The organism is Thermococcus onnurineus NA1, assembly GCF_000018365.1.
GTDB lineage: Archaea > Methanobacteriota_B > Thermococci > Thermococcales > Thermococcaceae > Thermococcus > Thermococcus onnurineus.
Map to the genome: position 1 here is coordinate 1,117,467 of NC_011529.1, position 18,835 is coordinate 1,136,301.

Annotated in this window: 24 protein-coding genes and 2 pseudogenes; 9 read left to right on the forward strand and 17 right to left on the reverse strand. The window is 51.5% G+C overall.

The genetic code is table 11. The features are described 5' to 3' along the window. Positions 1 to 101 precede the first annotated feature (101 nt). Entirely contained in the window at positions 102 to 539 is a 438-nt protein-coding gene (locus TON_RS06195; protein ID WP_012572183.1) for a hypothetical protein, read from the forward strand. Here the strand turns inward: TON_RS06195 and TON_RS06200 are convergent. Together TON_RS06200 and TON_RS06205 are read right to left on the reverse strand one after the other, a co-directional pair. After that, positions 511 to 894, reverse strand: a complete 384-nt coding sequence (locus tag TON_RS06200; protein ID WP_012572184.1) for an NfeD family protein — start codon at positions 892 to 894, stop codon at positions 511 to 513. The genes TON_RS06195 and TON_RS06200 overlap by 29 nt on opposite strands. Continuing rightward, positions 891 to 1,538, reverse strand: coding sequence for a M48 family metallopeptidase (locus tag TON_RS06205; protein WP_012572185.1), 648 nt, complete (start codon positions 1,536 to 1,538; stop codon positions 891 to 893). Before TON_RS06205 ends, TON_RS06200 begins: the two co-directional genes overlap by 4 nt. Positions 1,539 to 1,575: 37 nt before the next feature. On the opposite strand from TON_RS06205, the pseudogene TON_RS06210 reads away from it, so the two are divergent. Beyond that, a pseudogene (locus TON_RS06210) lies at positions 1,576 to 2,375 on the forward strand (radical SAM protein). Here TON_RS06210 and TON_RS06215 read toward each other — a convergent pair. From TON_RS06215 to TON_RS06225, 4 genes and pseudogenes are all read right to left on the reverse strand, one after another. Further along, complete coding sequence (locus TON_RS06215) at positions 2,376 to 3,008, reverse strand: diacylglycerol/polyprenol kinase family protein (protein WP_012572187.1); 633 nt, start codon at positions 3,006 to 3,008, stop codon at positions 2,376 to 2,378. Between the two features lie 41 nt (positions 3,009 to 3,049). Beyond that, a complete protein-coding gene (locus TON_RS06220) occupies positions 3,050 to 4,330 on the reverse strand; it encodes a glycerate kinase type-2 family protein (RefSeq protein ID WP_394295145.1) in 1,281 nt (426 codons plus the stop codon). A gap of 3 nt (positions 4,331 to 4,333) precedes the next feature. Next, a pseudogene (locus tag TON_RS10475) lies at positions 4,334 to 4,533 on the reverse strand (UPF0128 family protein); the annotation flags it as partial. A gap of 89 nt (positions 4,534 to 4,622) precedes the next feature. Continuing rightward, complete coding sequence (locus TON_RS06225; RefSeq protein WP_012572189.1) at positions 4,623 to 5,042, reverse strand: DUF371 domain-containing protein; 420 nt, start codon at positions 5,040 to 5,042, stop codon at positions 4,623 to 4,625. Positions 5,043 to 5,152: 110 nt separating this feature from the next. Between TON_RS06225 and TON_RS06230 the strand changes: the two genes are divergently transcribed. Continuing rightward, positions 5,153 to 5,356 carry a 30S ribosomal protein S17e gene (locus TON_RS06230; protein ID WP_012572190.1) on the forward strand — a complete coding sequence of 68 codons (204 nt, stop codon included), beginning with the start codon at positions 5,153 to 5,155 and terminating at the stop codon, positions 5,354 to 5,356. A gap of 54 nt (positions 5,357 to 5,410) precedes the next feature. Here the strand turns inward: TON_RS06230 and TON_RS06235 are convergent, their stop codons facing one another. Further along, positions 5,411 to 6,007 carry an ArsR/SmtB family transcription factor gene (locus TON_RS06235; protein WP_012572191.1) on the reverse strand — a complete coding sequence of 199 codons (597 nt, stop codon included), beginning with the start codon at positions 6,005 to 6,007 and terminating at the stop codon, positions 5,411 to 5,413. Between the two features lie 113 nt (positions 6,008 to 6,120). Here TON_RS06235 and thrC point away from each other — a divergent pair, with 113 nt between their 5' ends. Further along, complete coding sequence (gene thrC / locus TON_RS06240; protein ID WP_012572192.1) at positions 6,121 to 7,290, forward strand: threonine synthase; 1,170 nt, start codon at positions 6,121 to 6,123, stop codon at positions 7,288 to 7,290. On the opposite strand, the gene TON_RS06245 is transcribed toward thrC, so the two are convergent. Together TON_RS06245 and rbcL are read right to left on the reverse strand one after the other, a co-directional pair. Continuing rightward, on the reverse strand, positions 7,287 to 7,865 hold the full coding sequence (locus TON_RS06245) for a thymidine kinase (RefSeq protein WP_012572193.1): 579 nt from the start codon (positions 7,863 to 7,865) through the stop codon (positions 7,287 to 7,289). The two genes, thrC and TON_RS06245, sit on opposite strands and share 4 nt — an antisense overlap. A gap of 97 nt (positions 7,866 to 7,962) precedes the next feature. Next, complete coding sequence (gene rbcL / locus TON_RS06250; RefSeq protein WP_012572194.1) at positions 7,963 to 9,297, reverse strand: type III ribulose-bisphosphate carboxylase; 1,335 nt, start codon at positions 9,295 to 9,297, stop codon at positions 7,963 to 7,965. A 391-nt stretch (positions 9,298 to 9,688) separates the two neighbouring features. Here rbcL and hpkB point away from each other — a divergent pair, with 391 nt between their 5' ends. Then, the gene (gene hpkB / locus TON_RS06255) at positions 9,689 to 9,892 is read left to right on the forward strand and encodes an archaeal histone HpkB (protein WP_012572195.1); all 204 of its coding nucleotides are present in this window, start codon (positions 9,689 to 9,691) and stop codon (positions 9,890 to 9,892) included. 28 nt (positions 9,893 to 9,920) lie between these two features. On the opposite strand, the gene TON_RS06260 is transcribed toward hpkB, so the two are convergent. The 3 genes from TON_RS06260 to TON_RS06270 are packed head-to-tail and all read right to left on the reverse strand — an operon-like array spanning position 9,921 to position 11,654. Further along, positions 9,921 to 10,415 (reverse strand): metallophosphoesterase, encoded by a 495-nt coding sequence (locus TON_RS06260; RefSeq protein WP_012572196.1) that lies wholly within the window; start codon positions 10,413 to 10,415, stop codon positions 9,921 to 9,923. Positions 10,416 to 10,424: 9 nt separating this feature from the next. Beyond that, the gene (locus TON_RS06265) at positions 10,425 to 11,336 is read right to left on the reverse strand and encodes a transcription initiation factor IIB (protein ID WP_012572197.1); all 912 of its coding nucleotides are present in this window, start codon (positions 11,334 to 11,336) and stop codon (positions 10,425 to 10,427) included. 6 nt (positions 11,337 to 11,342) lie between these two features. Continuing rightward, positions 11,343 to 11,654, reverse strand: coding sequence for a Gar1/Naf1 family protein (locus TON_RS06270; protein ID WP_012572198.1), 312 nt, complete (start codon positions 11,652 to 11,654; stop codon positions 11,343 to 11,345). A gap of 123 nt (positions 11,655 to 11,777) precedes the next feature. Between TON_RS06270 and TON_RS06275 the strand changes: the two genes are divergently transcribed. The 3 genes from TON_RS06275 to TON_RS06285 all read left to right on the forward strand — a co-directional run bounded on the left by TON_RS06275 (position 11,778) and on the right by TON_RS06285 (position 13,585). Then, positions 11,778 to 12,617 carry a carbohydrate kinase family protein gene (locus tag TON_RS06275; RefSeq protein ID WP_012572199.1) on the forward strand — a complete coding sequence of 280 codons (840 nt, stop codon included), beginning with the start codon at positions 11,778 to 11,780 and terminating at the stop codon, positions 12,615 to 12,617. A gap of 100 nt (positions 12,618 to 12,717) precedes the next feature. After that, the gene (locus TON_RS06280) at positions 12,718 to 13,227 is read left to right on the forward strand and encodes an NUDIX domain-containing protein (protein ID WP_012572200.1); all 510 of its coding nucleotides are present in this window, start codon (positions 12,718 to 12,720) and stop codon (positions 13,225 to 13,227) included. Positions 13,228 to 13,231: 4 nt separating this feature from the next. Continuing rightward, on the forward strand, positions 13,232 to 13,585 hold the full coding sequence (locus TON_RS06285; protein WP_012572201.1) for an Mth938-like domain-containing protein: 354 nt from the start codon (positions 13,232 to 13,234) through the stop codon (positions 13,583 to 13,585). Here the strand turns inward: TON_RS06285 and TON_RS06290 are convergent. From TON_RS06290 to TON_RS10480, 4 genes are all read right to left on the reverse strand, one after another. Next, a complete protein-coding gene (locus TON_RS06290) occupies positions 13,575 to 15,038 on the reverse strand; it encodes a membrane protein (protein ID WP_012572202.1) in 1,464 nt (487 codons plus the stop codon). The genes TON_RS06285 and TON_RS06290 overlap by 11 nt on opposite strands. A gap of 8 nt (positions 15,039 to 15,046) precedes the next feature. Then, on the reverse strand, positions 15,047 to 15,808 hold the full coding sequence (locus tag TON_RS06295) for an ABC transporter ATP-binding protein (RefSeq protein ID WP_012572203.1): 762 nt from the start codon (positions 15,806 to 15,808) through the stop codon (positions 15,047 to 15,049). An 84-nt stretch (positions 15,809 to 15,892) separates the two neighbouring features. Continuing rightward, the gene (locus tag TON_RS06300) at positions 15,893 to 17,203 is read right to left on the reverse strand and encodes an RNA-guided endonuclease InsQ/TnpB family protein (RefSeq protein ID WP_012572204.1); all 1,311 of its coding nucleotides are present in this window, start codon (positions 17,201 to 17,203) and stop codon (positions 15,893 to 15,895) included. Continuing rightward, positions 17,200 to 17,355, reverse strand: coding sequence for a hypothetical protein (locus TON_RS10480; RefSeq protein WP_167899418.1), 156 nt, complete (start codon positions 17,353 to 17,355; stop codon positions 17,200 to 17,202). Before TON_RS10480 ends, TON_RS06300 begins: the two co-directional genes overlap by 4 nt. Positions 17,356 to 17,730: 375 nt before the next feature. Here TON_RS10480 and TON_RS06305 point away from each other — a divergent pair, with 375 nt between their 5' ends. Next, complete coding sequence (locus TON_RS06305) at positions 17,731 to 18,033, forward strand: hypothetical protein (protein ID WP_012572206.1); 303 nt, start codon at positions 17,731 to 17,733, stop codon at positions 18,031 to 18,033. A 38-nt stretch (positions 18,034 to 18,071) separates the two neighbouring features. Here the strand turns inward: TON_RS06305 and TON_RS06310 are convergent, their stop codons facing one another. After that, complete coding sequence (locus tag TON_RS06310; protein ID WP_012572207.1) at positions 18,072 to 18,749, reverse strand: diphthine--ammonia ligase; 678 nt, start codon at positions 18,747 to 18,749, stop codon at positions 18,072 to 18,074. Between the last annotated feature and the right edge of the window lie 86 nt (positions 18,750 to 18,835).

The window sequence follows — 18,835 nt, forward strand, 5'->3', positions numbered from 1 at the left end:
CAGTCAGTCTGTCGACGGGCATTACCCTTACCATGCTACCACCGGAGAAACCTAGAAGTGAACCTTTAAAGGGGTAGTGGGAAAGTTCCTTTGGTGGGAAGATGTCCCTTTACGAAGAAACTGTATCGAGCAGGATGTTCCAGCTCCTGATGATCCTCCCCATGGCGGCAATGCTCTGGGGAACGTACCAGACGTACCAAGCCGGGGAAGGGTTCGAGATAATGGCGGCCTCCACCATCGGGGCTCTTATAATCCTGCTGGACGTCATGGCAATTAGGATTGAGATAGACGACCGTGAGCTGAGGATACGTGGTGTTCTGGGGCTCTTGGTCAGAAAGACGATCTCATTGGAGAACATCGCGAGCTTTAGAGTTGGTAAGAGCTGGACCCTGTGCTACGGAATGATACACTTCAACCTTCCCGCCAAAGGCTGCGTTACGATACGCCAGAAACATGGCTGGAGCGTTTCCTTCACAACGAACAGACCAGAGGAAGTCGCGATGGTTCTCTCTACTCTGGGCATTCCACGAGAACCTTAGTGCCCTCAACGGCAACGACTTTCACTTCCTCACCCCTCCTAGCAGTTCCATTTATGCATTCTGCCTTCCAGAGCCCGCCTTCGAGCTTGACAAGACCTTCGGACGTTAAATCCTCAACAACCACTGCAGTCCTGCCTATCAACACCTCAACGCCGACTTCCACCTTTCTGTCGAAGGTATTGAGAAGGAACGGGGCGATGACTATGTCCTTGATCAGGAGTACTCCCAAGATAACCAGCACACCCCTGGTGGGAACGTTTATGCCCATTGCGGGGAGGACGATTAAGAGCAGAACGGCCACAATAAGTTCGTCCGCCATCAATGCGAGAAGCTTGAGAATATTTCCCTTTTTCATTCCCTTCCCTCCAGCCAGCGCCAGTATTCGTTCAGCTCAACCACGCGCCACCAGTGTTTGAGCTCCCTTCTGGCGGTTTTGTAGTCAGGATAAAACCTTCCGACGAGTTCCCAGAAGGCCTTTGAGTGGTTGAGATACCTCAGGTGAGCAAGCTCGTGAACAACAACGTATCGCTTCAGATTTTCTGGAACGACTATGAGACGGAGGTTGAAGCTCAGGTTTTTCCTCGAAGAGCAGCTTCCCCACTTGCTCCTGCCGAGCCTCACGTAGATCTTTCCGGGTTCGACGCCCATCTTCCGGGAGTACTCACCGATAAGCTCGTGGAGTTCCCTCCTGAGGCGCTCTCTGAGGAGCGAGATCATCTGTTCGGGCATCGGAGGGAGGACGACCGTCCCGAACCGGTCGTGTATCTTCGGCTTTCTACCATGGATGACGTGGTAGAACCTGCCATCGAGGGGAAAACCCTTTTCCGCCTCTTTCCGGGCTTTTTCAACCCCAGCAAGTTTTTTCTCAAGCCACTTCCTGTGATTCTCAATAAAGGAATCAACGTCAAAGCCGAACGGGGCCGTAACAACTACCTTTCCATCCGGCCTGACCTCAAGCCGGGCGTACTTTACCGGCCTCACGCGGAGCTCGTAGTCCATCCCGCTCACCTTTAAGGAAAAGTAAGAAGCTGAGCTTATGAAAGTTGAGGTTCTCAAGAGAAAAGCCAAGAGCATCTACACCCGCTCGAAGATTCCAGGAGTTAACTGGACGGTGAACCAGTACGTCGGCTGTGCCTTCGCCTGCAGGTACTGCTACGCCAAGTTTCTGTGCCGGTGGAGGGACTATGGGGAGTGGGGAAGCTGGGTGGAGGTAAAGACCAACGCACCGGAGCTCACCAAGAAGCGGGTGCGAGGGAGCGTTGTGATGTCAACCGTCAGCGACCCCTACCAGCCAATAGAAGCTGAACTGAAGCTAACTAGGCGGGTTCTCCGCTACATGGACAAGAGAAACGAGCTGTCCATATTGACGAGGTCACCGTTGGTCACCCGCGACATAGACTTATTCCGGGAGTTCCGCTCGATAGAAGTTGGCCTGACGATTAACGGCGTTGATGGGAGGGAAAAGAGGCTCTTTGAACCGCTGGCACCTCTGCATAAGGCGAGAGTAAACGCGCTCCAGACGCTTTACGATGAGAGCGTAAGAACCTACGTCTTCGTGAGCCCAATAATCCCAGGAGTTACCGATGTCAGAACCATCGTAGAGGAGACACGGGGCTTGGCTGACTACTACTTCTTCGAAGTTCTCAACCTCCGCGCTGCCGGGAGGGAGTTTGAGAGACTTTTGATGGAGGAGTATTCCGAGAGCTATGAGGTCCTGACCGACAACGAGAAGTTTGAGAGCTTCATAGGAGCGCTGAAAAAGGAGATAAAGGCGCTGAAGGTTCGAGCGGAGGGGTAGAGACCCACAGGAAGGGGTGGGAGTTCGTCCCGCTATGATCACCACGTCACACCAAGCAGTTCTCCACCATAGGCGAGCCATATCAGGAGGGCAGTTGCAAATGGAACCGTGAACTCGTCGTAGGCCGACGGGATGGGAAGGCTCTCCAGAAATACCGCAATCATGGCCACCAATCCCAGGAACGGGAGGGAATACTGCATACCAAGGACTCTGTGGGCAAAAACCAGCATGACCAGAGATACACCGAACATTGTGGCACTTCCAATGATGGTCTTTCTTTTATTCCACGGAATCTTCGGGCCACCAACCGCCTGGCCGATTATTGCATTGAAGCAGTCGCCGAAGGTCGAGACCCACAGTGCCGAGAGGGCGGCTATCTTCGGAAAGATTGAACATATCATTGCCATCGTAACCCAGAAGAGGAAGCTCCCCAGATAGTTGTCGACTTCGTCCTCCCTCGCCATCTGGCGGTAGCTTATATCGGCTATCGGAACCGTGAATTTCCAGCCGCGCCTCAGCTTGAGATGCTGGAGAGTGTAGAGGAATGCTAAACCCCACACCACCAAGAGCGTTACCCACCTTGGCGTGAAGACTATTATTGGAGCACCAAGTATTCCCGGTGAGATATGCCAAGCCTTTCTTATCAGCTCCCTTCGAGATATACGGTTCATGATTTCACCCTTCTAGAGTTCAGCAGAAGGATTTATATCTTCTACGGAATCACCGCTATCACCAGCGAGTTGACGTTCGTTCCGGTCGGGCCGGTTTTGAGGAGCGCACCTACTTTTTCGAGGGCCCTGTAGACGTCGTGTTTCTTAAGGACTTCCTCCACACCTATTCCAGCCGTTTTGAGATTTTCAAGGGTGGATCCGTCAACAATTCCCCCGGAGGCATCGGTGGGACCGTCGGTTCCGTCGGTGTCAAGAGCCAAAACTACGGCGTTTAAGCCAGCTATCTTCCTCGCTATGCTCAGCGCGAACTCCTGGTTCGGGCCGCCGAGACCAGCTTCCCCTTCAATCGTGACTGTCCACTCACCACCGGCTATCAGAACAGCGGGCCTCTCAAAGGGCCGGTTTCTCGAGGCTATCTCCTGAATCAGCGAGCCGATTGCGAGCGCTACCTCCCTTGCCTTGCCTTCAAGGGTGGTCGTCAGGATGTGGGCATTAAAACCGAGCTCTTCGGCCTTTCTCTTTGCGGCCTCACACGCTATAGCCCCGCTCCCCACTATGAAGTTGTGAACGTTGGGCAGATCTTCTTTGAGGGTCTCCTCTGCTTCCCCCCGGAGGCCTTTTTCTATGTGCTTCCTAACACTCTCCGGGAGCTTGTCCCACACACCGTAGAGCCTCAGAACCCTGTGAGCGTCTTCAAAGGTTGTGGGGTCACTCACAGTTGGTCCAGAGGCTATGGCCTCCAAGGGGTCACCGACGACATCCGAGAGGATTAAACTTACAACCGTCCCCTTCACAAGCTTTGCCAGTTTTCCGCCCTTCACCTTTGAGATGTGCTTCCTAACGGTGTTTATCTCGTAAATCTTCGCCCCACTTTTCAAAAGAAGCTCGTTCGTCTGTATCTTGTCGTCAAGGCTTATGCCGTCCTCGGGTAGAGTAAAGAGAGCCGAACCTCCACCTGAAATCAGGACAAGAAGTAAATCCTCTTCCCCAACTTTTTCCGCGAGCTCAACGCCAGCCAGTGCGCCTCTCATAGAGTTCTCGTCGGGAACTGGATGACCCGCCTCGATTACCGTAATTTTCGAGTCGTCCACGCAATTTGCAGCGTATCCATATTTTGTGACGATGAGGCCTTCTGCTATCTTCTCACCGAGAACCTCATAAGCAGCTTTAGCCATCGCACAGGCAGCCTTGCCGAAAGCGAGGAGGTAAATTTTTCCAGAAACCCTAAATTTCTCCTCTTTAACAATCAGCCACTCCCCATCAAAGCCGAAGGAGTTTTTCACTGCCATATAAGGATCAGCCGCTTTGAGGGCGGCGTTCATTATTTCGAAGGCGATGGTCTTGGTGTCTCCAATCATCATTTCCTTCCCCCGCAACCGGCCAGCCTTTGAGACAAAGTAAGCACTTTCGCCTTCTATCGTTCCGAGGTGGAGGTCGTAACCCCAGGCCTTGAGATCCTTAAAGCGGAACCTCCTTTCGGCAGGACAACGCCAGAGTTTTCAACTATGTAGTACCCTTCGAGCATTTTCATCACCAAAAGTTAATAAAATAGCCAAGAGTATTTAAAGGTTTATTCCCAGTGCTAGAGCATGGAGAAAGAAGCACAGGATACCCTCAGTCGAGGATAATCAGCTCTATCTCAGCAACAGTTTTTGGGTTCTTTAGAAGCTCAACGATGCGCCTGTCTATGTCTCTAGCGGCTTTGTTCGCTTTTATCGCAAGGGTTCTTCCATCGATGTAGTCGCTCTTCCTGACGACCATGGAGTAGGGATGTTCGAGAATCAGCCTGGGGCTCCCCTCGGCGAGAACTTCGTCGATAAGGTCAGCGATTTTTATCCTTATGAGGAGCCTCTTTCCTTCTTTCAGCGCTCGCTTAAACTCCTCACTCAGGTCGTTTATTCCTTTGTCAGCTTCAATACAGAGTATGCAATCTCCTCTCGGGGTCAGGTAGTCCTCCTTTGTAAACTCAAGCGTGGACTTGTGAGTGGCCCTAACGTTCTCGTGACCCCGGCAGCGGATGATTTCCCTGAGCATGGTTCAGGTTTTGAGAGAGGGTTTATAAGCCTGAGCCGGGGAAAAGTTTTAAAACAGCTTTCGAGATTGGGCATATGGTTGTCAAACTCAAGCTAACGGGGGGATTGATGATGGGAAACATCAGGCAGACGTTCATTAAGAGGGTTGCAAGGGAGCTCTTTGACCGCTATCCAGACCAGTTCACCAAGGACTTCGAGCACAACAAGAAGAAGGTCGGGGAGCTGACCAACGTTACCAGTAAGACCATCAGGAACAGGATAGCGGGCTACATCACCAGGCTCGTGAGAATGAAAGAAGAGGGCAAGATGCTCTGAATGCCCTATCCCTCGTTTTTCTGAGCTTTAACTTTCTCCTTCTCCAGCCGCTTTCTAAAAGTCGTCGAGGTCTTCCAGTATCTTCCTAGGGAGCCTCGGGCCAAACTCGCGCATGAGTCTCTCGAATTCGCGCTCGTTCTCCTGGGCTATTCTCCGCAGGAGATTCTCTATGTAGGTCTCGGTGATAAGGCGGACCTCTTCAAGCTCCTGCTTTGTCATTATGAGCTCCTCAATCCTTTCCTGAATCTCGGCGAGGAACATCACGAGCTCTCTAATCTTGTCCTCCACTGGCTCGGTAGACTTTATCAGCGCCCTCGCCTGAGCATACTCGCGGGTGGGCCTTGGCGCCTTTGGCTCGTACATCTCTGTTCCAAAGGCATACGGCGTCAGGAGAACCTCTAAACGGAAGCCGCGCTTTATCGTGTAGTACTTCCTCGGTCTGCCACGCGGGATCTTCTCCACCCTACCTTCAATCAGTCCCGCACTCTCAAGTATTCTGAGGTGCTCCAAAACGGCCTTCTGGCCAACACCAAGCTCCTGACTAAGCTCGCTCACAAAGTACGGCCTCCTGGTGAGCAGGATGAGTATCCTTCTTCGCGTCTCGTTTCCTAGTATGTCAAGCAATCGTCCCATGTTCTTATTTGACTCCATGCTCTCACCCCCTTATCTTTCCCTAACTTAATGTAAGAAAAGGCCACTTTAAGCTTTTCGGTTTGGATGCCCAACTTTAAAAGGCATCGAAAGAATTACCAGCGGTGGTCCCAATGTTCGCAGCGAAGCTGGTCTGCACAAAGTGTGGTGAGGAGTACTCCCTAGCATGTGGAGTTTATAAGTGCACCAAATGTGGTTCACCCCTAGATGTTCGCTATCATTACGACGATATAGCAGACCTCATCCAGGATAACGACCCCTGGTTCAGGGAGCATCCGCACGTCTGGAAGTACTGGATGTTCCTTCCAGTCTCCAATCTTAAAAAAGCGGTTACGCTCAATGAAGGCGGTACAAGACTTTACAGGGCAAAAAGGCTTGAGGAAAAAATAGGCATCTCGAAGCTGTACATCAAGAACGAAGGCGAGAACCCGACTGGGGCTTTTAAAGACAGAGGCTCAAGTGTCGAAATTACAAAAGCCCTCGAGTTTCACGCGCAGAAAGTGATAGTAGCTTCAACCGGCAACATGGCGGCGTCAATAAGTGCATACGGGGCAAAAGCTGGCCTCAAAGTCACTATAGTAGTTCCCGAGGGAACCCCAGAGGGCAAGCTCGTCCAGGCCAAGATGTATGGAGCAAACGTTGAGGTTTTCGGAAAGACGTACGATGAAGCGCTGGCAGAGGCAGAGAGAAGGGCGCTTGAGGATGGCTACTACCTGACCGGCAACTACCACTACCGTGTCGAGGGACAGAAGACGACGGGCTTTGAAATCATCGATCAGCTCCACTTCAACGTCCCCGACTGGATAGTAGTGCCCATAGGAGCCGGAACACACCTCAGGGCAATCTGGAAGGGCCTAAAAGAGTTTTATCGGATTGGCCTCATCAGTGAGCTTCCAAGGATAGCGGGCGTCCAAATTGAGGGCTATGACTCAATAGTTAGAGCTTGGAAGACCAGCAAACCCATTGAAAAGATAACAAAAAAGGTCCCAACAATCGCCAGTGCAATAGCCGTCAAGGCCCCAGTTGATGGAGAGAACGTTCTCAAGGCAGTAAAGGAGAGCAACGGATACCTCGATACAGTTACCAATGAAGAAACAGCCGCTGCTGGCCTTCTCCTCGGAAGGGAAGGACTCTTTGTTGAGCCCTCCTCCGCAACCTCCCTGGCCCTTGCTCAGAAAATGAGGGAAGAGGGAATAATAGACAAAGGCGAAAGCGTAGTTATCATCGCAACCGGCCACGGACTCAAAGACATCAACACCTGGAGCAAAGTGCTGACGAGCTAAGGCACCTCGTGATGGAGCCTGCATCTAGCCTCGTAGCTCTCCCTTCCTCCAACTAGGATTACCGGGGAATCCCTGGGAGCAGGCTTTCCATCGATAAGCCTCTGACTTCGGGTCGCAGGCCTCCCACAGACAGTGCAGACAGCGGTTAGGTAGACTATGTTGTCAGCCCTGACAAGAAGTTCCCTAGTTACAGGGAACGGGTCTCCCTTGAAGTCGAGATTCAGGCCACTCGCTATGACGTAAACACCATCATCGGCAAGCCTGTCGAGTGTTTCAACGATGCTCATCGGAAAGAACTGCACCTCGTCAATTCCTATGACCTCAAAGTTCTCTCTCTTGGTTATTTCTCCTATCGTTCTCACACCCTCTTCATCCGTCGGTATGACAAAAGCTTCGTAGCGCAGCCCGTTGTGGGCAACGATCTCATCCTCGCTGTACCTGTTGTCTATGGCAGGTTTGAAGAGCGCTGCCTTTCTTTTTGCAAACATCTGGCGTTCTATGCGCTTAATCAGCTCCGTTGTTTTACCCGCAAACATTGGACCCGTGATGACTTCCAAGAACCCTCCCGGATGCATGGTCTCACCGAAGAACCAAGAACCTTGGGGTTAAAATTACCTGCGGAAGAAAAGTTGAACGGAAGACGAAAATGGGAAGAAAAAGCCGTCAGAGCGGTCAGATTGGGGTGACGTGGCCCCACTTCTCCAATGCCCTTGCGAGCTCCTTGTGGGTCTTGGCGTACTCGTCGAGCGGTATACCCTGGACGAGGGCATCGATAGCCTGCCTCACTGCTCTCGCTCCAGCGGCAGGCCCGTCCGGATGGCCGAGGGTTCCACCGCCGAGCTGGAGGACTATGTCGGTTCCAAGGGCGTCTATGACTATCGGCAGGTTGCCCGGGTGCAGGCCGCCTGAGCTGGTCGGGAAGGCTGGCTTTATGCTGTAGAACTTCTGCTCCAGGTGGAAGACGTCGTTCTCGTCGGGCTTGTAGTGCTCCTCCCTAAGGATTCTGGCGTTCTGTATGACGTCCCACTTGCCACCCTCAAGCTTGCCAGCTCCAGCGGTTCCAACGTGGAGCTGGTCGATACCGATGAGCCTGTAGAGCTTCGCCAGGACGAACATCGAGATGCCGTGGTAGGGGTTCCTGGTGAAGGTCGCGTGCATTGCCCTGTGGCCGTGAATGGCCAGACCGTAGTCTGCCGCGAGGTCGCGGATGTATTCAAGGGCTCCCCAACCGGTTATGACGACGTCAACCATCGCGTGCTTGAGGCCGAGGTCAGCCAAGATTTCCAGCCTGCGCTCCATCTCCCTAACGTCAGCTGTTATGTTGGCGAACCAAGTCTTCTTCTCGCCGGTCTCGCTCTCAACCTTCTCGATGATCTTGGCGATGGTCTCAGCCCTCTCCTCAAAGCGGTTGTACCATGGGCTGGTGAGGTTCTCGTCGTCCTTCATGTAGTCGGCCCCATTGAGAAGAAGCTCATAGGAAAGCTTCTCAAACTCCTCCGGGGAGTAGCCGACCTTCGGCTTGGGAACGACACCGTAGATGGGCCGGTCCTTGATCTCAAGCATCTTCCTGACGCCCTCGATACCAAAAGCCGGACCGCTGAACTCTCTGATGAGCTTCTCCGGGAAGTACATGTCCTCAAGGCGCAGCCCCTTGGCACGCCTCATTCCAAAGACGTTTCCGGCTATGCTCGCGAGAAGTCCCGGAAGGTTGGCCTCCTCGAAGGCGTGGAACGGATAAGCGATCTTAACTATCCATGAGCCGTCACCCATGTCAATGAAGTCATAGGCCTTAGCTGAAAGGTCGGCCCAGCGCTCCTCCTCGTACCAGTTGTAGAGCGTCGTCCAAGTTCCCGTCGAGCTTTCGGCGGCCACACCTCCGGCCACCTGCTCGATGGTATATCCCTCAGCAGGGGTTATGCGGAATACGGCTATGATGTCCCTCTTCTTGTTGGGTTCGTAGCTCTTGTCCACGTAGTAGTCATATATCTTGTCAAACTTCTCTACCATCCTTTCACCTCCTTGGTAACCTAAAGGTTGCATAAATCCCTATAAAAATGCTATGGTTCAATTTTGGGACATTGATGCCTCTATGTGCGTATTAAGGGCGCTTTTCCTTCGCCAGCGACCCAAACTCCCATCCCCTTTTGGGAAATCAGAACAACAAGCAGTAGGTAAACCTGATTTAAAGGCCTAAAATCGACTTTCGAAACTTCGCCCTGAAGTTAGTATTGAGCCGTTTATAAGTCACAGACCCAATGATGCCCAATTTCTCAATACCCCACTGAAAAATGGCCGAGTATTGCCTCCAGAGTGCCCCATTTCCGAAAAGTTTATATAGCTCCTTGTTCTTAGAATAGAACGCAGATGCCTGCAAAACAACGTTTAGGAGGTTGGGAAAATGGCTGAGTTGCCGATTGCCCCAGTTGACAGGTTGATAAGGAAGGCTGGCGCTGCCCGCGTCAGCGAGGACGCTGCCAAGCTCCTCGCCGAGCACCTTGAGGAGAAGGCTCTTGAGATCGCCAAGAAGGCGGTCGACCTTGCCCACCACGCTGGCAGGAAGACCGTCAAGGCCGAAGACATCAAGCTTGCCATCAAGGCCTGAAGGCCTTTCTTCTTGCTTTTCGACTTTTCTACCAGAACTTAACGCGCTCCACCGAGACTTTATTGCCCTCCACTTTGATAAAGGCAAAACCTGCCGAGTCCATTCTCGGGAAAGTCGGAGAACCCGGATTGAGAAGGACAACCTTCTGGCCGTGAATCGAGTATGTGTCATAATAATACATATGAGTATGACCAAAAATAAGTACATCAGCCTCCATGTCAAGGGCCTTAAGGGTCAAGAACTGTGCATTGAGACTGAAGAATTGATGACCATGCAGAAGGCCGATTTTAACGTCCTCGGCATCAACGACCTGCTCCTCAGGCAGTCCTAGGTGGTCGGCATTTCCCCTGACTGCAATTACAGGGGCAAACTCCTCCAGCCTTTCGAGGAATCCCGGAGAAGTAACGTCGCCAGCGTGAAGAATAAGGTCTGGCCCTCTCTTCTCAAGCTCTCGGAAAAGAAGGGAAGGGAAATTTCTTGTCTTGTCGCCGTAGTGTGTGTCGCTCATCACCGCTATCAGCAAGGCCATCCCTCAGATCGGGACGTTTATGCCGAGCTTCTCGACGAGCTCCTTGTAGCGGTTCCTGACAGTAACTTCGGTCACGTGGGCTACCTCGGCTACCTCGCGCTGGGTCTTCTTCTCCCCCTCGAGGAGTGAGGCAACGTACAGAGCCGCGGCAGCTAAACCAGTTGGTCCTTTTCCACTTGTTATTCCCCTCTTGATGGCCTCCTGAAGTATCTCCTTGGCGCGCTTCTTGGTTCTCTGACTCACGTCGAGGGAATCGCCGAAGCGGTCAATGTACTCGATCGGACTCGTCGGCCTAAGGTTCAGCCCAAGGCCTCTAGCCAAGAAGCGGTAGCTCCTTCCTATCTCCTTCTTGGTTACCTTCGAAACTGCAGCAATCTCGTCGAGCGTCCTTGGAATGCCCTCCATCCTGCAGGCGGCATAGAGGGCAGCCGAGACCATTCCCTCGATTGACCTTCCGCGGATGAGCTTCTTCATGACGGCTTTCCTGTAGAGCGAGGCGGCCACCTCCTTAACGCGCCTCGGCAGCATCATCTGGGCAGCCATCCTGTCAAGCTCGCTCAGGGCGAATGCCAAGTTACGCTCGGCGGCGTCGTTTATTCTCATCCTGCGCTGCCACATCCTGAGCCTGCGCATCTTGGTACGATACATTCCCGTAATCTGGTTGCCGTGAATGTCCCTATCGCGCCAGTCTATATCGGTGGAGAGGCCCTTATCGTGGATCATCAATGTCATGGGCGCGCCGGTCCTGGCGCGCTTTGTCCTTTGATCGGGGTCAAAGGCGCGCCATTCGGGACCCTCATCGATAACATTCTGCTGAACGACATAACCGCAGACAGAACAGACGATCTCGCCCCTCCGCGGATCGTAGAACAGCTTATCGGAACCACAAACCGGACAGATGTTCTTATCAGCCAAAAGTTCTCACCCCCTTTTTCTGGGGGCAGGGCGTCTACCCGTTCCGCCCTTAGCTCTTCGCTTCTTCCCGTGATTCGGCTTGGTCTTTTTGCGCTTGGTATCGACGTAGAGCAAAGCCCCAACGTACTCCCCAGGGTTCTTGACACGCGGTTTAACAGCCACGTATGGCCTTTTAACCGGCCCGAAAACATCCTTCACTACCCCGACCATGGTGAGATTCTTATCCACAACCGGTTCATTGAGCGATGGAACCCAGTCTGTACGCAGAATTAAGAACCCCTGCTTTGCATAGTGAGAAACCTTGCCCAGGCGCTTCATAGCCCCACCCCAAAAGGATATATCCTTTTAAGCTTTTCGCTTTTACACTTATAAACTTTTCGGTGAATTTCCAAAAGGTTTTTATTTAAGGCGCTCTCTATATCCAGAGTTAGGCGGGGTAAAATGAAGTGCCTTCTCGTGGGTCACATTGTCATTGACATCGTGGTCAGAGGTTTGAAGTCCGAAATCCGAATTGGGGGAGGAGCCTACTACTCAGCCCTCGCGTTGGCGAAGTTCTGCGACGTTGAGATTCTCACGAGCGTGGGGAAAGACTTTCCAGAGAAATGGCTCGAGGAACTCGAGGAGATGGGAATAAAACTCAACGTCGTTTCCTCAAAAACCAGTACGGCCTACGAGCTCAGATACCTGGACGGAAACACGAGAACGCTGAGGCTTCTCGCTAGGGCCGAGCAAATAACAGAAGTCCCAGATAAGCGCTATGACATGGTGATCCTCAACCCCGTTGCCAACGAGATTCCTCCCGAAACGGTCGCAGCGTTCAAGGAAAGAACAGACTTTCTGGCGGCCGACGTCCAGGGGTTCATTCGAAAACCTCGGCCCGGGATGGTAGAACTTATCGAGAGGAAAACCTCCTTCCTCAAGGGCCTCAAGGTGCTCCACGCTGACCTATCAGAGCTTCCGTACCTTCAGAACCTTCAGCCCGAGGACGTTGAGGTTCTCCTCGCTTCCAACGGACCGGAACCTGGAAGGGCATATCTGAGAGGCAGGGAGTACATCTACCGGCCGGTTAGGGTTGAGGTCGAGGAATCCACCGGTGCAGGGGACGTTTTTCTCGCCGCGTTCAGCTACTTCTACAAGAGCTGTCCGTTCATTCAGGCGCTCAAGAGGGCAAATGCATTCACTGGGCTGTTCCTGGAGAGGAGGAGCTTCGACTTCTCCATGGAAGATGTGGACGAGCTGGCGATGAGGGTGAAAGTCGAAAGGAGCGAGGACGCTTCTTAACATTGAAAACTATAAAAGCCCCAGCGGAAACTATTATCGACCGATGATGAAACGTCAGCATGCTGAAGATTATGAGAAGGGACTTCCCTGAGGTGGTGATATGGACAGGTACGTTCTCCTCGTTAAAGCTCCAAAGGGGGTGGATATCTCCCCCATAAAGGAGGAGCTGAAGGAGTTCCTCAGCGAGAGGCATCCTGAACTCAAGGTCGAGCTTCACAGATGCATAGGCCTCACTGTTGATTTGGTAATTCTCTATCGTGAGGGCGTTGTGCTCATAAAGAGGAAGCATGAGCCGTTTAAGGATCACTTTGCCCTGCCGGGGGGCTTCGTTGAGTACGGTGAGCCCGTTGAGGATGCTGCAGTAAGAGAAGCGAAGGAGGAAACGGGGCTCGACGTCAGACTATTGCGGCTGATTGGAGTTTACTCAGACCCCAACAGGGACCCGAGAGGACACACGGTAACTGTGGCGTTTCTTGCTCTGGGAACCGGTGAGCTGAAGGCAGGAGACGACGCCAAGGACGTCATGGTAGTCCCGATAGATGAGGTTAATGAAATCCCATTGGCGTTTGATCATGAGAAAATCTTGAGAGACGCCCTTGAACTGAGGTGAGGATATGATAGAAGTCCCCGAGTTCGGTCGGATAATCGTTGATGAAAAGGAGTACGCTCACGACATCGTGATCTATCCCAGTGGAAAGATAGAGACGAGAAAGAAGTGGATAAGCAAGGAGAAGCACGGGACAAGCCACAAGCTCGATCCAGAGGAGCTAAGGAAGTACCTGAGAGAGGACTTTGACGTTCTCGTTGTTGGGACTGGCCTCTGGGGTATGCTCTCCCTTCTGCCGGAGAGCAAGGAGCTGGTCAAGGACAAAGAAATCATCGAAATACCAACGCCAGAGGCGGCCGAGCTCTTCGAGAAGCTAAGAAAGGAGAAAAGAGTCCTTGGGATATTCCACGTCACCTGCTAACCGCTTTCAGGAAAACAAAAACTCCTAAAATAGAAAGCCCCATGGCGTAGGGATAGCCTAGGAGGAACCAGACTCCTGCAACGATTCCGAGGGTTATTCCGTTGAGTATCATCAGGGCTATGACATGCCCAAAGTTCGTCTCCGGGAGGGATAGCTCTTTTTCCCCGTGATAGAAGAAGGTCATCGCCAGTGATGACGTCAGAAGAGGCAGAACTATTGCAGCGGGAACTAGTTTCAGGAGGTAGGGGTTGAGATAGGAAGCAACGAGCACGAGGACTACTCCAGCGGATATTGGAACTGCGTTCATAGTTATCAGCTTCCCCCTCACGAACTGACCAAGGGTTATCGGCAGGCTTCTTAGGAACTCGAACTCCAAGCCGTCTATTTTGAGAACAGTGTCAATTCCGACGGAGGCCATCCATGCTATCATGAAGAGAACCGAAACAACGGCCCATTCACTGACCTTTCTCGAACTCAGTACACTGATGGCTGTCGGAAGGACAATAAAGAGGGGAAGTAAAAGCCCAACGAACAGGGAGCTCTTCCTGAAAATTATCCTGAGGTCCTTCATTGTTAGCGCCAGCACCGGGGACAGGATTTTGGCCCTGAACTTGGAAACGACAGTGCGAGAGGTCTTGAGGTTCTCACCCATCCTTTCCCACAGCCTACGAATAACTACCAGGTATAAGGGAGCAAGGATGGCAATGTAGCCGAGCAGTATTAAAACCGAGATAATGGGTTCGAGTATTGACGTCACAGAGAACGGGTATGCTATGGAATAGCGCGAAAAAACCGGGATAAGCTCCTTATAGTGTTCAGAAACGTAGGCCTGGATGTAGTTGAGGGCGTAAAACATGCTGATGAATAGCAGTACCCCCATCGTTCTCGCAAGGGTCTTCAGGCTTGAGAACCTTCCGTCGACACTGGCGGAGCCGAAGAATCTGAATATCACCAGGCCCAGAACGTGGCCGAGGAACGCACCAATGGTTATCCAGAGGAGACCCAGGATGCCTGTGAGGCCGTAGTTGAGAGCCAAAACCCCGACTGACGGAAGCATGGCGACCAGGGCCGGAACGTTGTCAATCATGAGAAGCAGGCTGAGATATTTGGCCCCGGTTTTTATTGGGAGCGGCTTCAACGGCTCAAAAATTCCCATAGAGGTAGTGTAGGAAGCGTTGACTGCAGTTGTGTAGAGAGCCATCACAAAGGGAAGCATTGCGTATGTTGAGAACATTATAACTGCCTTGGTTTTGTCTCCGGTTGATTTTATGGCCATCGCCATCATGAAACCAAAGAAGAGGAACGCAATGGACTGGAAAAGAATGCCCCGGATTATGTCCCCGCTGGTTTTAAGCTGCTTCTCGAACTTTTTGGGATCGCTTGCTATCTGAGGGTTACTTTTGAGCCGTCTGTAGTGCAGCTCCCGGTAGAGTATCCTCACAACCTCGAACATGCTCCCACCTAAAGCCTCTCCTTCAGTGCCTGAACTACGGCAAAAATCTCGTCCTGGCTCTCGGTCAGTTTGAGGAAGACATCCTCCAAGCTCTCCTCATGGGCGAACTTCTTGAGTTCGTCAACCGTTCCCTCGGCAATTATTTCGCCGTTGTAGATAACGCCAACACGATCGCAGATCATCTCCGCCAGCTGGAGCACGTGGGTGGAGAATACAATGCTCCTGCCCTCCCCTTTGAACTGAAGGAGAAGTTCCCTGAGAATGCGAGCGCTTTTAGGGTCGAGGCCGTTCATGGCCTCATCAAGGATAAGGACTTTTGGATCATGGAGGAGGGCGCTTATGAGGGAAACCTTCTGCTTGGTTCCGAAGCTGAGGGAGCCTATCAGCTCACCGAGGTATTTCTCTATCCCAAAGGCCTTCACAAGGGTCTCGACCATCTCATTGAGCCTTTCTCCTGGAATCCGTCTCACACTCCCGATGAAGTTGAAGAACTCGATTGGGGTGAGGCTTTCATAGAGAACGGGAGTTTCGGGGACGTAGCCGGTGATCTCTTTCACTTTGATTGGATTTTCCGATACATTAACACCATCAACGAGAACCCTCCCGGAGGTGGGTCTCAGGATCCCCGCAAGGATTTTCATCGTCGTTGACTTTCCACTACCGTTGGGACCAAGAAGGCCGTATATCTCGCCATTTTTTACCGTGAAGCTGATTCCCCTAAGGGCGTGAGTGGAACCAAAGGTCTTGACGAGGTTCTCGGCTTCAATCACCCTACCACCCGGGATAAAATTTCACCCACCGCTAATAAGTCTTGTCCATTGACTGACCTCCCTCCCTGCATTGAAGGGCGAGGATTAACCCCTCGCCAGTGACAGGGAGGTTTGGGGGGCTTCATTCAAACCCACTAAAAAGTGGGTTTTCAACCCCTCGGGGAGAGCCTTCCCCCCATTACCCCTCACCCGGAAGGCTCTCAAACCCTCAAGGCTCGGGGTTATCGTTTTTACCTTCTTCAAAATATTAAATGCCCCAACCAAGTCGGCATTAAACACAAGCCCCGTTGTGGGACACGAATAAAGACCACGAACAAATCTCGCCCCTTTATGAGGCTTCCCGCAAACGGGGCAGGTTTTAGAAGTGAAAGCCTCATCAACGACCTCAACAAGGATACCATACTCTTCGGCAACTTCCTTAAGACGTTTGATAACATAATTAAACCGCCAGACGTGAGAGAGGAGAAAATTTTGCTTCCTTCTCTTCTCAGAGTTTCTTGCTATTCCCTTTGGGTAACCAACGACGATTTTAGAAACACCCAAATCGTAAAGCCTCCTAACTGTTTGTCTTACCACCGTGTTAATGTAGTGCTTCGCCTGAAGTTTGGCCTTTTCATGCATTCTTTTGAGTTTCCTGCTCTTTTTAGCCCCGCTTTTGCTGAGTTTCGACTGATAATCCGCAATCCTCCTCTGCCAGTAGAAGGCTATTGATTTTAGTGGTTTTCCATTCACCAAGAAGCTTTCCCCGTTCTCGACATAAACGGCCATTAAGTTGTTCACTCCTAAGTCAATCCCTGCTGTGAGTCTTCCTTTTGGTGTTCTTGGAACGCTGATCCATTCGTTTTTGATTAGCTTTTTCTCAACGGTGAAGCTGACATGAGCATACCATTTTTGCTTAGCATTATCATAGATGATTTCTAATCTTCCCTGCTTGCCCCTCAAGTGTATTCTCCCCTTAAACTGTATTTCGAGGCGTTTGAATTTGCCGAGACCCATTAAAATAAGCTTATTTCCTTCAATGCGGTATTGAGTGTTTCTCAGAACGATGAAGAGCTTTCTCTTCCCGTTTTCTTTGAGGTAGTTTGGTGGTTTTGGTTTTAACCAAGTGGGGAGTTCTCCGTTCCTCTTCTTCCTGAGGAGGGAGAAGAAGCCCCGCCAAGCTTCAGCGTTTTTCCTCGCTATTGTTTGGACGGTTGCAGAACCGATTTCTTTCTTGAACTCTTCGTAAACGATTTTCTGAGTTTTCAAAAAGTCTATTGGTTTTCCTTGGAAGTATTCCTGCCGTCTAAGGTAGTTTACTCTATTCCATGCTCTGGAACTTAGGTCAGCCAACTGAAAGAGAGCCTTTTCTTGCTCTTTTGAGGGCTGGAGTTTGAGTGTCAATGTTCTCTTCATTTTTCCTCGCTTTCTACTTTTTTAATCCAGAGTTTCATGGCTTCAGTTACTGCAACGCCTAAAGCTCCCCTGATTTTCCCGTATTTCTTTTCCACGAGTTCCCTGAATTTTCTTTCGACTTCATCATCAACGGAAATTGTCATGACCCCCAAGCTCTCACCATTAATTATTAGCATTGCTTAGTATTTAAGCTTTTCTTTGAGTGCTTTCTCGGTATGAGGGTCATTGGGTGGTTTATTGAATCCTCGCCCTAAGGAGCGAAGTTTTCAAAAGAAAAAAGATAAACCATCCAGAAACTCTTAAATATGAAGAGGGCCAAATTATAAAAAATCCAAACCCTTGTATTGGGCCTAATTTCGTTTCTTGCCTCCAAGGGTTTGGATTTGGAGGCGCCTTCATGAGAGAGACATCAAAGGTTCTAATTTTTGTATTCCTGACGTTATTAGTCATTATCAGCGGATGTGCGAGTAATACCCCCACATCAACATCAACGGGAACGAGTCGGGGCGAACGACCACAGCAGGCTTTTGTATCACGACGATAGGGCGATAAGCGTAAACTGGCCCTACATCAACGGCTATCCTGTCTTTGTGATGCCGCTCGACGAGGCCCGGAAGTACAGGAGGATTCTGATCAAAACCACCGGGTGGGACAACGACGACCCGGTGGGCATCGTGGGGATAACGATCCTGCTCGACGACGACTACTTCGACTGGGACGTTTTCTCCGGAATCCCGACCAAGGAGTGGGGCCTGGATTTCAACGTCTGCGGCGTCAGCGGAGGCTGCGGTAAGGCTTGGCTGTGGGTAAGGGTGAAGCCAGAGGGCTAAGGCTTTCCCTTCTTTTCCAAATTTTAAAAGGTGAAGAATCACTCTTTTGGCTCCAGATGCGCCCTCTTAACCTCAAGAACGCCGGAATAGCTGCACTCGTCCCACCGCTTTTCTACCTCATCGAAGACTATCCTGGCTTTGAAGAAGGGCGCATCGCGAACGAAGGTCTCAAACTCGCCACCCTCGCCAGCGACGTGAATGCTGTACTTTTCGTGAATTTTGATAAGCTCTTCTAAAGCTTTCTCGTCTATCCTCCTTCCGAGCCACTTCTGGTCGAGGCCGTAAGCGGAAACGCCGACCATCACGATGTCAAAGATGTTTATCAGCTCGCGCATGTAGTCAACCGGATCGCGATGCCAGGCGGGAGCGAAGCTCTCAAGTCCGAGCTCTTCTGCAACCCTATCAACCCTCTTCTTCTGGTACTCGCTCGCTAAAGCTCCAGCAACGATGCCGTCTACCTTCAGCCCCTCAAGGACGGCCTTCATGTCTTCGACTTCCTTCTCCTTCTCGCCGCTGGTGAAGCCCTTAATGAGGGGTATTCCAATCGCTTTGGCCTGAAGCTCGGTCAGGTGAATGTTCGGCACGTGGTACATGTAGCTCTCGTCGCTCTCGCTAACCATGCTGACAAGATATTTGACCTCAAAGCCCTGCTTCAGAGCCCAGTATAGGGCATAGTTCGAATCCTTACCGCCGGAGTAGAGCACTGCAACGCGCATCTCTCTCACCCGAAAGTTTTAAATCACCTTCAGTTAATTTAATTTCAGACTTCTAATCCAACGCACTTGAAATGCCTTAAAAAGGT

Coding starts and splice junctions, on each gene's coding strand:
- TON_RS06225 (WP_012572189.1), bottom strand. CDS start 5,042: ATGCTCAGGGAAATCATCCGCTGCCGGGGTCACGAGAACGTTAGGGCC.
- rbcL (WP_012572194.1), bottom strand. CDS start 9,297: ATGGTAGAGAAGTTTGACAAGATATATGACTACTACGTGGACAAGAGC.
- TON_RS06275 (WP_012572199.1), top strand. CDS start 11,778: ATGAAGTGCCTTCTCGTGGGTCACATTGTCATTGACATCGTGGTCAGA.
- hpkB (WP_012572195.1), top strand. CDS start 9,689: ATGGCTGAGTTGCCGATTGCCCCAGTTGACAGGTTGATAAGGAAGGCT.
- TON_RS06270 (WP_012572198.1), bottom strand. CDS start 11,654: ATGAAGCGCCTGGGCAAGGTTTCTCACTATGCAAAGCAGGGGTTCTTA.
- TON_RS06215 (WP_012572187.1), bottom strand. CDS start 3,008: ATGAACCGTATATCTCGAAGGGAGCTGATAAGAAAGGCTTGGCATATC.
- TON_RS06310 (WP_012572207.1), bottom strand. CDS start 18,749: ATGCGCGTTGCAGTGCTCTACTCCGGCGGTAAGGATTCGAACTATGCC.
- TON_RS06220 (WP_394295145.1), bottom strand. CDS start 4,330: ATGAACGCCGCCCTCAAAGCGGCTGATCCTTATATGGCAGTGAAAAAC.
- TON_RS06230 (WP_012572190.1), top strand. CDS start 5,153: ATGGGAAACATCAGGCAGACGTTCATTAAGAGGGTTGCAAGGGAGCTC.
- TON_RS06300 (WP_012572204.1), bottom strand. CDS start 17,203: ATGAAGAGAACATTGACACTCAAACTCCAGCCCTCAAAAGAGCAAGAA.
- TON_RS06290 (WP_012572202.1), bottom strand. CDS start 15,038: ATGTTCGAGGTTGTGAGGATACTCTACCGGGAGCTGCACTACAGACGG.
- TON_RS06205 (WP_012572185.1), bottom strand. CDS start 1,538: ATGGACTACGAGCTCCGCGTGAGGCCGGTAAAGTACGCCCGGCTTGAG.
- TON_RS06195 (WP_012572183.1), top strand. CDS start 102: ATGTCCCTTTACGAAGAAACTGTATCGAGCAGGATGTTCCAGCTCCTG.
- thrC (WP_012572192.1), top strand. CDS start 6,121: ATGTTCGCAGCGAAGCTGGTCTGCACAAAGTGTGGTGAGGAGTACTCC.
- TON_RS06285 (WP_012572201.1), top strand. CDS start 13,232: ATGATAGAAGTCCCCGAGTTCGGTCGGATAATCGTTGATGAAAAGGAG.
- TON_RS06235 (WP_012572191.1), bottom strand. CDS start 6,007: ATGGAGTCAAATAAGAACATGGGACGATTGCTTGACATACTAGGAAAC.
- TON_RS06280 (WP_012572200.1), top strand. CDS start 12,718: ATGGACAGGTACGTTCTCCTCGTTAAAGCTCCAAAGGGGGTGGATATC.
- TON_RS06245 (WP_012572193.1), bottom strand. CDS start 7,865: ATGCATCCGGGAGGGTTCTTGGAAGTCATCACGGGTCCAATGTTTGCG.
- TON_RS06200 (WP_012572184.1), bottom strand. CDS start 894: ATGAAAAAGGGAAATATTCTCAAGCTTCTCGCATTGATGGCGGACGAA.